Annotated in this window: 12 protein-coding genes and 1 pseudogene; 9 read left to right on the top strand and 4 right to left on the bottom strand. The window is 60.5% G+C overall.

All coding sequences use genetic code 11. The annotated features are described in order from the left end of the window. Positions 1–4: 4 nt before the first annotated feature. The 4 genes from brxC to ACFO0G_RS01080 form a co-directional block, all read right to left on the bottom strand. Positions 5–3520 (bottom strand): BREX system P-loop protein BrxC, encoded by a 3516-nt coding sequence (brxC, locus tag ACFO0G_RS01095; RefSeq protein WP_376976105.1) that lies wholly within the window; start codon positions 3518–3520, stop codon positions 5–7. Positions 3521–3522: 2 nt separating this feature from the next. Beyond that, positions 3523–4131, bottom strand: a complete 609-nt coding sequence (locus tag ACFO0G_RS01090; RefSeq protein ID WP_376976103.1) for a DUF1788 domain-containing protein — start codon at positions 4129–4131, stop codon at positions 3523–3525. Then, complete coding sequence (locus ACFO0G_RS01085; RefSeq protein WP_376976102.1) at positions 4128–4751, bottom strand: DUF1819 family protein; 624 nt, start codon at positions 4749–4751, stop codon at positions 4128–4130. Before ACFO0G_RS01085 ends, ACFO0G_RS01090 begins: the two co-directional genes overlap by 4 nt. A gap of 85 nt (positions 4752–4836) precedes the next feature. Beyond that, complete coding sequence (locus ACFO0G_RS01080; protein WP_376976100.1) at positions 4837–5031, bottom strand: helix-turn-helix domain-containing protein; 195 nt, start codon at positions 5029–5031, stop codon at positions 4837–4839. Between the two features lie 1643 nt (positions 5032–6674). Here ACFO0G_RS01080 and ACFO0G_RS01075 point away from each other — a divergent pair. From ACFO0G_RS01075 to prfB, 9 genes and pseudogenes are all read left to right on the top strand, one after another. Further along, on the top strand, positions 6675–8861 hold the full coding sequence (locus tag ACFO0G_RS01075) for a KAP family P-loop NTPase fold protein (RefSeq protein WP_376976098.1): 2187 nt from the start codon (positions 6675–6677) through the stop codon (positions 8859–8861). 255 nt (positions 8862–9116) lie between these two features. After that, positions 9117–9425: pseudogene (locus tag ACFO0G_RS01070) on the top strand (CpaF family protein); the annotation flags it as partial. Then, positions 9422–10279: a type II secretion system F family protein gene (locus ACFO0G_RS01065; RefSeq protein ID WP_286397882.1), complete on the top strand. Its 858-nt coding sequence runs from the start codon at positions 9422–9424 to the stop codon at positions 10277–10279. The pseudogene ACFO0G_RS01070 and the gene ACFO0G_RS01065, both read left to right, overlap by 4 nt. Next, positions 10279–11217, top strand: a complete 939-nt coding sequence (locus tag ACFO0G_RS01060; protein ID WP_286397881.1) for a type II secretion system F family protein — start codon at positions 10279–10281, stop codon at positions 11215–11217. Before ACFO0G_RS01065 ends, ACFO0G_RS01060 begins: the two co-directional genes overlap by 1 nt. 73 nt (positions 11218–11290) lie before the next feature. Beyond that, positions 11291–11587, top strand: coding sequence for a hypothetical protein (locus ACFO0G_RS01055; RefSeq protein WP_286397879.1), 297 nt, complete (start codon positions 11291–11293; stop codon positions 11585–11587). 3 nt (positions 11588–11590) lie between these two features. Further along, positions 11591–12007 carry a TadE/TadG family type IV pilus assembly protein gene (locus ACFO0G_RS01050; RefSeq protein WP_286397878.1) on the top strand — a complete coding sequence of 139 codons (417 nt, stop codon included), beginning with the start codon at positions 11591–11593 and terminating at the stop codon, positions 12005–12007. 175 nt (positions 12008–12182) lie between these two features. Further along, a complete protein-coding gene (locus tag ACFO0G_RS01045; RefSeq protein ID WP_286397877.1) occupies positions 12183–12626 on the top strand; it encodes a hypothetical protein in 444 nt (147 codons plus the stop codon). Beyond that, a complete protein-coding gene (locus ACFO0G_RS01040) occupies positions 12623–13069 on the top strand; it encodes a pilus assembly protein TadG-related protein (RefSeq protein WP_286397876.1) in 447 nt (148 codons plus the stop codon). Before ACFO0G_RS01045 ends, ACFO0G_RS01040 begins: the two co-directional genes overlap by 4 nt. A gap of 93 nt (positions 13070–13162) precedes the next feature. Continuing rightward, positions 13163–14278 (top strand): peptide chain release factor 2, encoded by a 1116-nt coding sequence (gene prfB / locus ACFO0G_RS01035; RefSeq protein WP_286397874.1) that lies wholly within the window; start codon positions 13163–13165, stop codon positions 14276–14278. Positions 14279–14290: the final 12 nt, after the last annotated feature.

Here is a 14290-nt window from a genome sequence, read left to right as displayed (position 1 = left end):
GGTCCTAAAGTGTGATGCGCTTGTTGGCGAGTATGGTCGCGAGCAGCGTTGTGCGGAGCTGGTCGAGGTAGCTGTCGATGTCGGCCTCAGTTTCGAGCACCTGGCCAGCGCCGGGCAGCTCCAGTTTCTTGATCGAGACGCTCTGCTTGACCGGGGCACGTAGCGGTGTCGGGTCAGAACTCGCGTCGGTACCGGAGATCGGCGACGCCGCTACCGGGGAAACCCGTGCCGCGTCCAGCTCATCGAGAATCTGCGGGTATACCGAGTCCGCGAACTGGGAGGCGAGATTCTTGATCGTCGGGATCTGTGTTTCGTGCTGGACTCGGTCGAGCACGCCCTTGGCTGTGCGTGTCACAGCCCGCTGTGCGCCCTCGGCCGCCTCGCTGTAGGCCTGACTGGCGGGCACCTGATTCCAGCGCGCCTTGATCTCCGCGGTGGCAGCAGCGCGGTGCGCCTCGATGACGTCGCCGAGCTGGTCCTGCAAAGCCTTAGTTGCAACCCCTAGTTGCGTGGTCTTGCTGCCCCGGAAGATCTGCGGGTCGTCAAGGGCGAACGCGACCTTGTCGGTAGCTTCGGCGGGAAGGTAGGCAATGTTGGAATGATTCGCTTGCATGAACGCCGCGGCGGTGTCGTAGATGCCGCGCTGGGCGCCGTGCAGGAACGCCTTGATCGGATCGATCACATTGTCTTTTGCCTCAAGTAGATCGTCGGCGCCTGCAAAGTCGGTGACGAACCACTCTGTCTTGTTGCTGCACAGTTCGTCGAGTAACCGGATTGGCTCGTCGAGCTGGTCAATGAACGGGTACCGGGACCCGGTGCGCAGAGCTTTCAATTCAGCAAGTTTCGCGTCAAGATGCTCCTTACCTGCGCGGGCAAGCTCCAGCGGATCCTTGGTGATCGCCCCGTCGTCGGTGAACTCGATCACGAATTTCCTGAATGCAGCCACCACCTTCGAATCGAACACCCGCTGCAGGGCGATGACCATATTCGGGTAGCTCTGTGTGTTGCGCAGCGCTGGGGTTATCTCGGTGCGTGCGAGCACCTTGCCGTTGAGCTGGATCTCGATCTTTGATGCACCGGCGAGGTAGCCCACCACGGCAGCGATCGACCACTGGTCCCACCCGTACGGTTTGATCGTGTACTTCTCCAGAAGGTGCTTCATCGTTACCTGCACGTGGCGCTTACCGCTCATCTCCAGGTGAGCGAGGACATCATCACCGGGCACTGCCAGGATGCTGCCGGTCTCCTTGAACAGGCCACCATCAGACGGGTGTACCAACGTCGACAGCTGCTGCTCTGTGAAGCTCTTGCCACCCAGCAGGGTGAGGTTCGTGTAGGTCGCCGCGATGACCCTCTGGAAACCGTCGTTGATTCGGGTCACCGCGTCAGCCGAGCTGACATCAAGGATGCCTGCGTTGTGAATGAGGGTCGAGCGGCCGACAGCGATGCGGAGGCGTTCGACGATCTCCTTTTCCCTTTCGGCGTTCTGCGTGCCCTTGGTTTGCAGGATCGTCTGCTCTATTGGGGTACGGCTGGCTCCTTGGGCGCGCTTGACGTACTTTTCCGTCTTCAGAAGAAGCCGCAGATCGGCGAGAATCCGGTCAGTCTCGGGCGGAAGCACAACGCGAAGTTCATCGAGTCCGGCACTGTGGGCTTTGATCTGCTCTAGGTTGAACCCGCTCTCGGTGCTGATGAAGTGCACGGCGAGCTCGTGCTGCTTGCTCATCGCCTGCCCGTCGAGTTTGAACCCGACCGGGAAGTTCTGGCCGTTCTTGCCGTAGACGACCTTGGTCGTCTTGATGATCGAACCGGTGAGTAGGTCGGAAAGCTTCTTGGAGACATCAGAACTGTCGATGTCGACGTTCTTGATCTCCTGTTCGATCTTCTGCTCTTCGTTGGTGAGGTAGTCGTAGACGTCACCGTTGCGCTGGATGTAGGTTTGCGCTTCTAGCGCGGCCAAGGCCTCGTTGACATCCTTGCCCAGCTGTGTAAGGTCAGTACCGAAACGGTCATAGACCAGCACGGTGAGGTTGCGCGGCGTAGCCTTGAAAGTCTCCACGTACTTGATCAGGAAGAGGGCCTTGAGGAGGCGAATCGCAAGCGGAGGCAGCGACGGGCTGCGTTCCGCGTCGTTGATCGCACGTTGGTTCGCTGATTTCAGGGAGGAACGGATGCCTTCAAACATCTGGTCGAACGAGGCGAGCTGGCCGAGAGGTTGGTCAGCCAGCGTGCGGGCAACTTCCTGGACCACACCGATCATGGAACGCTCACCCACCGAGCTGTTGCGCCCCTCGAAAATATTGTGGTCGCTGATGCCCTCGATCACGGACTGGAACAACGGGAACTGATAGCTCACGAACGGGTAAGTGCCGACGAAGTGTCTCTCGTCACGGTAGTTAGGGTAATGACGGCCCTCCACGAAGTCGAATAGTGTCTTGAAGTTCGCATGCTGAGTCGCGTATAGCGCCGCTACCTCAGTTTCCGCAGCAGCCGTTTTGTCGAGCAGACGCTTACGGATAACCTCTTCGACGTCTTGGCTGGTGAGCTTGAGCCGGTTCTTGAACCGGGCCTGGATCTTGGAGTAGTCGTTGGCCTGCGACTTCGTGCGATCTCCGCCAACCTTCTCCATGTCTTCCTGCGATGTGACAAAGATCCATGCCCGCCCCTGGCACTTGGTGGCGAGGGATTCGGCGATGGTCTGGAGGTTCAGCATCAGCTGGCCGTTCGTGCCGATAAACTGGCCGACCTCGTCGACAAAGAAGTTCAGCCGGAACCCGTCGGGTTGCTGCTTCAGCCAGGCCGCGACCTCGCCGGCGAAGTCCTCGATCGAGACCGAATAGCTGGTGCTGTATTGGCGGATGATGCCGGGACTCTCGGTGCCGTTGACCTCGGCGAAGGCCCGGTCAATATGCCCCGCTTCGAGCGCAGCCTGCTCGCGACCTTGGCTCCATGGGATACCTGCGATCCGTTCGAACGCTGCCTTGAAATCAGCGTACTGTCCGCGGGTGTCGAGGTCGCGTTCGAACCGGGCAATGTGACCCTGGTTGCCGTAGTATCCTCGGGATTCGTCGAAGATCTTCACGAACACTTTGAGGAGGGCGTCATTCTGATCCTTCGAGATCAGCGTGGCCTTCTGGTCGATGTTGAACAGCAGGCTCTTGGCGGCGATGCGGTCAGCCTTTTGGATCAGCGCAGGCAGGAACGCGTCCTCGGCCTTGCTTCGGAAGTGCGCAGAGACCCTGGTACGCGGATAGCCGTGGCCGTCGATGTCGCCAAGTAGGTGCGCAAGCATCTTCAGCAAGTGTGACTTACCGGAGCCGAAGAAGCCGGAGATCCAGACGCCGTTGGCGTTCGTGTAGTTCGTGTAGGCCTCCAGCACGTGTTCGAGGCCCTTGGCCGCCTCGTTGGTGAGAACGTACTCCTCGACCTCGGTGGCGAGGTGTGAGGTGTCATCAGCCTTGATGACGCCCTCAATGGCTCGGCCGATCGGCTTGGCGAAGATGTCGTTGATCGTCGTCATGCTTATGCTTCCTGTTCCAGAATGTCTTTTGCCCGGTAGTAGCTATCACTGGCGCTGAGGTTCAGCGCGCGCAGCTGGTGACCACTAGCCTGAGTGAACTCGTATGTCCCCGGGAACCACGCCAGCATCGGACGACCAGTCACGATACTCTGGAGGTTCTCCAACACTGTGTGCGTGCGAATAAAAGGGAACACCTCGCCGATGCCGGCGAGGAAGACCATGTCGCTCGGCTCTGCGTCGAGACGTGTGCGGATCGCGGGTGCGAGGTGATCGTGTGGGTCGAGCATGCCCTGCAGTATCTCGCGGAACTCGGTTTTGTCCGTGTCTGGTTCCAAGGCCAAGACACGATCCCACACCCCGCGAGCCTTGAGGAGCTGCACGGCCAGATCGTAGAGATTTATCTCCACGACGTTTAATCCGTCGTCGCTACGGAGTTTCGTGATGACTCGATCACGGAGACCCTCGATTTCAAGCGCCCATGCGGGCGGGTAGTGATAGATGAAGAACGGCACCTCCTTGGAGAGGCCCTCCATCTTCAAAAACCGCGGACTGCGCAGCACCTCGTAAATGTGCTTCTCATCGTTTCTGAGGCTTCGCTGGGTCGTACTCATCGCATCGCCTCCATGGGCAGAGTGGTGGGAAAGAATCGGATGTCGCTCGGGCGGTGTGCAGCAAAGGCTTCGTAGACTCGTTCTGAAAGCAGCGCCGGAACGATAGCGCCTTCTTCGCTGCGGAGGCCCACTTCGTGCAGCATCCGGAATATGTTCTGTCGGAGCTTGGCGCGCGTAGAGGGTTTTAACTCGTCAAGCTCGGGGTGCCATAAACTTTTGCCCGTCATGAACCGCTCAAAGTCTTCGTTGCTGAGCATCGGATTCATCAGGAGGAACCGTTCACGGACGACCTCTTCCGCAAAGTCACCAATCAGCTCGTAACGGCGGCATGCAGCGGCCCACATCAAGTGACAGCGCTCGGTGAGACTCGACTTTGCCAGGAGTTCGAGTTCCGCATCATCGAAGACGCCCAGCCGCTGGATCGTTTCCCGCGTCACGCGAACACTCGACGAAGTCGTACGCGCCTGCAGCAGGTTCTGTTCAGTGACTGCATAACGTACCACCACCCAGTCGCGAGAGCGTAGATACTCGGCCACGATTACATCTGCCTCCCGTACCAAGAGCCCTCCACTGGTGAATGACAGTGCATAGCGATCATGCGAACCGATGGGCGTGGTCAACGGGTCTCCCTTCCGGAATCTGGCAGTTGGTTAGGTGTATGTGCTGACCCCATTTGTGTCGAGGCAGTTTGAAGGGGCCAACTGATCAGTGGGGACTGGGTCCCGAGGCATCGGCCCCACCGCGGCGGACCCAGTCGTCGATCTCGCTGGCTTGGAACTTCCAAAGGCGCCCAATCTTGTGCGCAGGCATGCCCTTGTCGGCGATCCACGAATAGACGGTGTCCTTCGTGACGCCAAGATGAACAGCGATGTCGTCAGCAGAGAGCCAAGGCTCGGGCATGAGGTTCCTCTCCGTACTCTTGAGGCCCCAGGGACCCGCGCCCCTGATACTACCTGAGAGCCCCCTTTCAGCCCGGTTTGACCGGGCGTGGCCGGGTAGCGTCTATCCTCAAGGAGGCTTTGGGCTTAACGCCGTCACTTCGGAACGAGATCAGAGGGTGGGCCGTGTCCCAGACGCTTAGGTGGGCGAAGTGATTCCGAGCGGACTCTCAGCACGAACTGCAGTGCAAGCCGCACTTGAAGTAAAGGTCAAGGTTGCACTACCTCTGATGAGGTGCGCATGTTAGCGTGCCGCGGTGCAGAGGTTACGAGCGCAGGAAGCTGTCCCAGAAGTCCTTCGTCCTCCGCCCGGCATCGTCTGTGGGAGGCACTAACTCCGGCTCCGGCAGGCCTTGGTTCCGGGCCTGCATCAGGATGCCGGTGCCCCGACTGAGCAAGCCGGCGGCGAAATGGTGCAGTGGGATAGCGGAGTCGTTTTCCCGGCCCGTCGGCTGTGGCAGGGGGTTACGCCATTCAGTAGCCGGGAGGGACATGATCACCACCCAGTCGAATCCGGGGATCAGGACGCTGACGGTGGCGTGGCAGCGGTCAGTTGACGGCGCGCTGAGGATGTCTGCCTGGAGGCAGAAAAGCCGCGGTTTCCCGTCCGGGTCGGGGATCCAAACGTGCGCAGTATTTGTGACCTGATCACCGGTGCGGTCAATGCGATGGGTCCTGTTTATAATCCGGAATTCCACGAACCTTCCTTTCTCTAAGCCAGCCCTTATCCCACCACAGGGTCCAGGACTTGTCTGTATCTTTAAAGTTCGTTGACGAGTCCGAGGTGTCCGGTGTAGCCGGGCCAGTGTAGCGGTCCCTGGCGACCAGATCGATGCCCGTCTCGACGTCGCCGTTACGTTCCAACGCCACACATCGGAGAATTGGTCGGCGTACTGGCGCTATAGCTCTAGGTAGCGCTGATCGATCGCTGACAAGCAGAGCCGGTTGAAGATGTTTTCGAAACTTGCTTAACCCATGAGAGGCATCATGCCTTATGTCGCCACATCTAGATTTCGGGCGCTGACGCGAGGTTCGGTGCTGGGGATGTCGATGGACATGTCGCAGCCCCTGGTCGACCTGCTGGACGAACCTAGGTCGCGCCGATTTCCAAGTCAATAAATAGGTCCTGGTGGCTTCAGTACGCTGACAATTCCTACCGATCTGGGTTCAGGGAGGCAACCTCAGAGGGTGCCACCAACGCCGGAGGCTTGGCTTGCGGAACGAGCTGCTGGGATCTGACTCAACTTCAGCGTGACGACACCGGTGTTATCTCGGGCGCATACAAGACTGCGGCCGGTGCGTATGCGGATGCCAACGAGGCCGCCCCGGAAGTACTGGCCTCATGGCAGTCCGCCATGGAAGCGGTCAAAGGAGACGTCATCGTCTGAGGAGGAGGGTGTCCGGGGCCCCTAAAGCGGTGGCCGCTTCCACGTAAATGGATTCACGGGCGGAACGGTGTACGGGCCGGGACTGCGGGACCGGCCAACTGCTGTCCGCACTCTTCATCACGGGCTTTCAGGGTGCAGCCCTCTCCGAGCCACGCGGCGACCGTCGCCAGAGCTGATCGCAGAATTTCGAAGTTCGAGTACATGGGAGAATCGGCCCATGAATGTGACTGTCGATGGCTGGCTGAGCGATGACCCCATTTCCGGAGACACCCCCGAATCGGATTTGTTGGGGATGGAGGGCTTCGTGGAGTCGTCATTCGGGTTACTGAAACGTATCCGCTCCCAGAGCGAGTCCTCGGTAATCGCGCTCATCGGGCCGTGGGGAGCGGGCAAGACGAGTGTGTTGAACCTCCTCACCAGTAAGCTGGACGGAATTCCCGCCGGGACTGGGAGCGATTGGGTTGTAATCAACTTCAATCCTTGGCACTACCAAGACCTGCCATCTCTGCAGGAGGGCTTCTTCCGTGAGCTTGACAAGTCGGTGCCATCCGGAAAATCGTGGAAAAAGGTCCGCAATTCGATTAGCGGATTCAGCCGATCCATCGCTCCGATTTCCAGCTTGGCGAGTCTCGCGGGCATCGATCCGTCCAAGGCGGTGGCAGGCGTAGCGGAGTTGATAGCTGCCGCGCCGAGCGTCGCAGAGACCAGAAGAGCAGCAGAAATCGCTATGCGCAAAGCCGGCAAACCGGTTCTCATGATCCTAGACGACCTGGATCGGCTGGCGCCTGAAGAGTTGCTCCTGGTCTTCAAACTCATCCGGCTGATTGGGCGTTTGCCAAATATCTACTACCTTGTCTCCTACGACGAAGAGACCTTGCTCGACGTTTTGAGCCGCACGGGCCTAGTCGGCGCAGAGGACCCTCGCCGGGCCATCAACTATCTCGAAAAGATCGTTCAGGTTCGGCTTGATCTTCCGCCGTTACGGGCCGAGCAAACCTCGAGTTGGGTCGATGAGGCAGTCAATTCATTTGCGAGCAGGTTCAGCCTCAGTCCGAGCCCCGAAGAGCTGAACCGTTTCACCAGGGCCTACCGCGGCCACATAAGGCACAGGTTGGACACTCCCAGGGCGATCAAGAGGTATTTCGGTCAGATCGACGCTTTTTTCGGTCAGGTCAGGGACGAGGTGGACTGGGTCGATTTCTTGCTCGTGTCTTGGCTCCGGACGGCCGAGCCGCTCGTTTACGACCTGATGATCAGGGAGCGGGACGAGCTGCTGGGCACGTCCGATGCTGTTATGAACGCGCACGGCCTGTTCGGAATTCGCGAGAAAACCGGCAAAGATCACTGGTCGGCGAAGTTGACTGCCTCGCGTGTCTCGGAAAATCATGTTGATGGAGTGGCATACGTTCTCGGGCTGTTGTTTCCGCGGTTTCAGTCCGCCTGGCATGAGCCGCAGACAGAGCACTCACCCCGGGCGAAGGCTGGCCGGATCTCGAACCCCGACTACTTCGACCGTTTCGTTTCGTTTCAAGTACCGGACGGCGACATTTCAGATGTCCTGGTCAGGACTGCCTATCAGCAGATTATCGACGGTGTATCAGGTCCGCAATTGCTCCGCGTTGGGTCGGAGTTTGCCGCGAAGACGGACATCCTTGTGGATAAACTCGAGAATCTCTTCGAGGAGCGAAAGCAGGGTGGGGTGCAGCTGCTTGAATGGTTGGCTTCTCACTACAGTCTCCTCGGTGATGAATATGATCTCGTCACCCCAAGGACCCGAGTTCAGTACGCTTCGCAACGAGTCTATCTTTCCCTTCCTGCGACAGACGTTGTGGCAGCGCTTGAATCCGCTGCGCAGCATGAAGAAGGGCTGGCGCTTGCATCATTCTGGATATACGCCGCGACAGGAACGGATCGGTTTCTTATCCAGGACACTCCTGAACGACAGGCAGCCTACGCTGATGCCCAAGTGAGATTTCTGCAGCTCGTCCAGGAAGATTTCGACAGACACAGGAACCTGAGTCCGCTGGACTTCCCCGTTCACGTTTGGAACCTTATCTGGGACTGGATCAGGCTAGACGAGGATGGCGCGAGAATCTGGTTGCAGGCCGCCATCCGGGAAGAGGCATGGCCGTTGCTCGACGTTGCAGGCAGCTTTGTGGTTGCACAATCGTCGGTGGGTAGCGCGGGCGCCAAACGAACGCTCCGAAGCCTTGAACTTGAAACATTGGACCGCATGATCGGTCTGAACCGGGTCTACGAGTCCCTTGGCTCTGACATGGAAGATGTCGATGACTCGCCTCCGAACATCTCCGACGTGACTCCGAATTCGCGACGTCAGTTCGCTCTCAAGATGCTCAAGAAGGAGTGGCTAAAGAGTCAGTCTGAGGGCGAGGGGTTCCTGTAGGACGGACATTTCAGGGAGGATGCGCCACAACGGGTCCAAGCCCTTCGGAATGTGCGCCACCGTATGTCCTGCCCCTTGGTCAAACCGATACCGGGTAGGTGTTCCACGGGGTGTCCGCGAGTCGAAGGTCCGGGCCGGATATTCCGAGCCTGGAGCGCCCAGTCACACGTCCAGGTTCGATTTCGGGGTCGACTTCCCGAGGGCAGACTTCAGGATTCAAGCCTTATATGAAGTACACGTCATAGCTGCACTACCCCTGATGCAGTAACCAAAATCTGCACACTCCCGTTGCTCGCCGGGGAGAACATTTCCAGCGCTTTCGTCGTCCCCACTGTTGCGTCGTGCATAGACCTCGTGGTGCACTGCAGCCGGCACACCGACGGGCGGCGGCAAGTAACCCAAGTCCTGTCCTTGGGACGACGCGTGGAAAACGGCGTAATCGAATCATCCCTGGTCTTTGCCCTGGAAAACGGCGTCCTGCAGCCCCGGGCGAACGCCATGCCCGCAGCGGAGAAGTTCTCGAAGGCAGGGTACGACGTCGCCGCGCTGCTGGATCCGCGATGATCGCGGCGCTGGTGGGAGCGGCGACAGGAGTTGGCTTCTTCCTCATTTGGTGGTCCTGTTGGGAAACGCCGGACCATGGAAAGCGGGAGCGGAAGCCGGGCCGGATGGCGGACCTGCTCGCGGGCGCCGGAGTAGATAAGGTCTCGCCCCGCGGTTTGGTTGGGACTTGCCTTGGGCTCGGGGTATTCGTGGTTCTGGTCTTCTATGGTCTGAGCCGCTCCTGGCCTATCGCCTGTTGCTTCGGTCTTTTCGGCGGCTGGCTGCCTGTCACCCTTCTTCGGTGGCGGGCGAAGAAGAGGACCGCCATGCTGCGTCAACTCTGGCCTGACGTCGTTGATCATCTTCGCTCTGCTATCCGGGCAGGCCTGCCCCTACCCGAGGCCCTTATCCAGCTTGGAGACAAAGGGCCCGAGGAACTGCGGCCAATCTTCCGGGAGTTCGGGGCTGACTACCGGGCCGGGGGCCAATTCGATGGTTCTTTGAACAAGCTGAAACATCGGCTTGCCGACCCTGTGGCTGACCGCATTATCGAAGCACTCCGGCTGACGCGGGAAGTGGGCGGGTCAGACCTGGGAAAGCTCCTCGGAACCTTGGCAGAATTTCTGCGGGAAAATGCCCGCACCCGCAGTGAACTTGAGGCACGCCAGTCCTGGACCATCAATGCGGCCCGGCTCGCCGTTGCTGCGCCCTGGATTGTCATGATTCTGCTGGCGACCAGACCGGAAGCAATCCAGGCCTACAACACGCCCACGGGCGCCGCCGTGCTGCTCGGTGGGCTGGTGGTCTCCCTAATTTGCTACACAGCGATGTTGAAGATCGGGGCCCTGCCGCAGGACGAAAGGGTGCTGCGTTGATGACTGTTTTCCCTGCCGCCGTAATCTGCGGAATTGCCTTGGGCCTTGGATTATGGCTCGTTATCTTCCGGTCTCCTCCGATGCGCCCCATAACGTTGTCTGAACGGATCGAGCCGCAGCTGAAGTCCCAGAACCTGGAATCGCGGCTCCTGCGTGCCGGGGAACAGAACCTCACGCCGTTTGGTCCGCTTGAACGGATCCTCCGGCCGGTCTTCCGGGACTGGCTCACCACCCTGGGAAAGCTCAGCCCCTCGCCCGGGGCCACCGGTAGGCGGCTCGCCCAAGCGGGAATCAACAAATCCCCGCTTGACTTCCGTGCAGAGCAATTGCTGTGGGCGGCGGCCGGATTTGTCATCGCACTGGTCGTCGTCCTGGTCGGAGCGGCAGCCGGCAGGTTCAGCCCGGTTTTTGCGGCTGCCGTGATCATCGGTAGTGCCGGAGCGGGCTTCGTGCTGCGGGACTACTGGCTGGGCGCCCAAGTTCGGCGACGGGAAACACGGATGATGGCGGAGTTTCCCAGCCTTGCCGAATTGATGGCCCTAGCAGTGGGCGCGGGGGAGAGCGCAACGGGCGCTTTGGACCGTGTGTGCAGGAGTGCGAACGGTGAACTATCCAAGGAGTTCTCGAAAATCCTGGCGGAGACAAGAGCCGGTAAGCCATTGGTGGTGGCCCTTCAGGAGTTTTCTGCACGCACCGACCTTGCACCACTGGTCAGGTTCGTTGACGGGATCGTCGTGGCGGTGGAAAGAGGAACACCTTTGGCGGACGTGCTCCGGGCACAGGCGCAGGACGTACGGGACTCAGCGAAGCGTGACCTTATGGAAGCTGCCGGGAAAAAGGAGATCGCCATGATGGTGCCCCTTGTCTTCGGGGTACTTCCCCTAACCGTCGTATTCGCGGTATTTCCCGGCCTCGCTGCCATCAACTTGGGCTTCTGATGGATGCCAGACCCGGGACTCCCCTTCAGCAACACCTTCATGTCCCCTCTAGGAAACAGGAATAGGACGCAAGATGAAAACCATGGGAACCCGCTTCGTAATGCTGCTTCTTGGCCTCGCAGCCTTGCTCCAGTTACAGGTGGGACGGGCGGGCCGGCCGCAGTCTCTTAGGGGCGGACACGGCAGCGATGGACAGGATATCGCCGAATTGACCGTGATGAACCCGGGCGATGATCCTGAACGTGGTGACGTTCCGGGATGGGTGATGATAACCCTGATGTCCGCCGTCCTGGTCGCAGCCCTGCTGGCGCTTGCAGGCCCGGCGCTGGAGGCGATGTTCAACCAGGCGATGGACAAGGTGGGGAACTGAACCATGAGGGTGTCCGCTCCCGGGCCGGCGGTGCAGCCTGAGTTGTCCCGGCCCGGCGAGCGGGGTTCGGCCGTTGTGGACTTCGTCCTGGTCGGCGGGCTGCTGACAATGTTCTTCCTGGCGATCATCCAACTGACGCTAGTATTGCACGTCCGGAATACGCTCATTGATGCTGCAGCATCGGGGGCGCGGTATGGAACCCTTGCGGACCGCAGCGCCTCCGATGCCGAGGAACGAACCCGCAGCCTCATCAGCATGGCCTTGAATCAAGGCTTTGCGGAACAGGTCAGTACCCGGGAAGTAAACGTGCAAGGGATGCGCACACTGGAGGTGACCGTACGGTCTCCAATGCCCGTCCTCGGTCTGATCGGACCGCGGGACATGCTGGAGGTGAAAGGGCATGCGGCCGTTCAGCCCTGATCCGTCCCCGTCCACACCGTTGCGCGGGGCCACAGTTCGGTTCTATTCCAGCGCCCACCGGCGCTTTCGGGTGCGTCTGGCAGAAGTGCTGTGCCTGCGGAGATCGGCCGAATACGAGCCGGGTTGCGCATCCCAAGGGCCTGGGCAGGGCGCCGAACATAAATCTTCCGGCCGCGTGCCCGGCGTGCCGGGGGTGCGCGGGCAGCGGCATTCCAGTGAACAGGGAAGCGCCGTAGTCGAGTTCACCTTCCTTGCACTCCTGCTCATGGTCCCACTCGTGTACTTCGTGATCACGGTTGGCCAGATCCAGGGAGGCTCGTTTGCGGTGGTGGGTGCCGCAGACCAGGCAGCGAAGGTTTTTGTCGCCCAGCCCGATTCCGCCACGGCGCAGGCAGCGGCGGAACAGGCGGTGGCCCTCGCCCTTTCCGACTTCGGGCACCAACCGGACCGCGCCACCATGACCACCACCTGCAATCCTGCGGACTGCCAGGCGGCGGGCACTGCGGTAACAGTGACCGTCAGCCTGAGTGTGCCCCTGCCGTTCGTGCCGTTTGCCGAAGGGTTGTCCGCAACAGAGGTGGAAGCGTCCTCCACCCAGCTCGTAGGTCGGTACCGGTGAGTCGCAGGGAAGCGGACGAAAGCGGACAGCTGATGGTGATGATCCTCGGCTACGTGCTCCTGGCGCTTTTGGTGGCGACGGTGGTCGTCGGCATCACCGCGGTGTACCTGGAGCACAAGCGCCTCTTGTCCTTGGCGGACGGGGCGTCCCTGGCCGCGGCCGACAGCTACACGCTGGGCGAAGTCTCAGCAGAGGGGGGAAGCCCGTCCGCTGTCCTCAACCCCGGCCGGGTTCGAAATGTGGCCGCAGACTTCGTCGCCAGGAGCCCCGCCTCCCAGCGTTTTTCCGGCCTTGCCGTCGCCGGCGCAACGGGCACGCCGGACGGTTCCACCGCCGTCGTGGTACTCACTGCCGCCGTGCACCCGCCCGTAGTGAATTTCCTGGTTCCTGACGGCATCCGTATCGAGGCGACATCCACTGCGCGTTCACGCCTGACCCGCTGAAGCACTGGCCCGCCAGCCTTCAAGGCGACGTGCACTCGCCAGCCCACGCGCCGAGCCGGGCGGTATGCCCCGATAGCGTAGGCTTAAACCACCATGGCCAATATTGATTTTTCCGCTGAAATCCGGGCGCTCCGCGCCACCTACGAGTCCATTGAACGCGTCACCGACGTGGAGGCACTCAAGGAAGACATCGCCGAACTCAGCGAGCGGGCAGGGGAGCCGGACCTTTGGGACGACCCCTCGGCCGCACAGAAAATCACCTCGAGGCTCTCCCACCGGCAGTCGGAACTGGAACGTCTCACCAACCTTGCCGCCCGGATCGATGATCTGGAAGTCTTGGTTGAGCTCGGGCAGGATGAGGACGACGCCGACTCGATGGGGGAGGCCGCGGCTGAACTCGAGTCCATCAAGAAAGCGCTCAAGGACCTGGAAGTCGTGACGCTGCTCTCGGGCGAGTACGACGAGCGCGAGGCCGTGGTTTCCATCCGCGCGGGCGCGGGAGGCGTGGATGCCGCAGACTTCGCAGAGATGCTCATGCGTATGTACCTCCGCTGGGCGGAACGGCATGGCTATCCCACTACCGTCATGGATACCTCCTACGCGGAGGAGGCCGGGCTCAAATCCGCCACCTTCGAGGTGAAGGCGCCCTACGCGTACGGGACCCTCAGCGTGGAAGCCGGTACCCACCGCCTTGTCAGGATCAGCCCGTTTGATAACCAGGGCCGCCGCCAGACCTCCTTCGCTGCTGTTGAAGTCATTCCGCTGATCGAACAGACCGACTCCATCGAGATCCCGGACAACGAAATCAGGGTGGACGTGTTCCGTTCATCCGGCCCTGGCGGCCAGTCGGTGAACACCACCGACTCCGCTGTCCGGCTTACCCACATCCCCACGGGCACCGTGGTGTCCATGCAGAACGAAAAGTCCCAGCTGCAGAACCGTGCAGCCGCCATGCGCGTGCTGCAGTCCCGTCTCCTGCTCTTGAAAAAGGAGCAGGAGGATGCGGAAAAGAAGGCGCTGGCCGGGGACGTGAAGGCGTCCTGGGGCGACCAGATGCGCTCCTACGTCCTGAACCCGTACCAAATGGTGAAGGACCTGCGCACCGAGCACGAGGTAGGCAACACCGCCGCAGTGTTCGACGGCGAAATTGACGACTTCATCGACGCCGGCATCCGCTGGCGTACAGACAACCGGAACGCCGAAAAGTAGCCCTGGCTCCAA

Origin of the sequence: Arthrobacter sedimenti (assembly GCF_042652025.1) — a bacterium.
Classification (GTDB): domain Bacteria; phylum Actinomycetota; class Actinomycetes; order Actinomycetales; family Micrococcaceae; genus Arthrobacter; species Arthrobacter sedimenti.
Note: the sequence above shows the minus strand (reverse complement) of the source record. Positions and strands in the feature narration are given on the sequence as shown.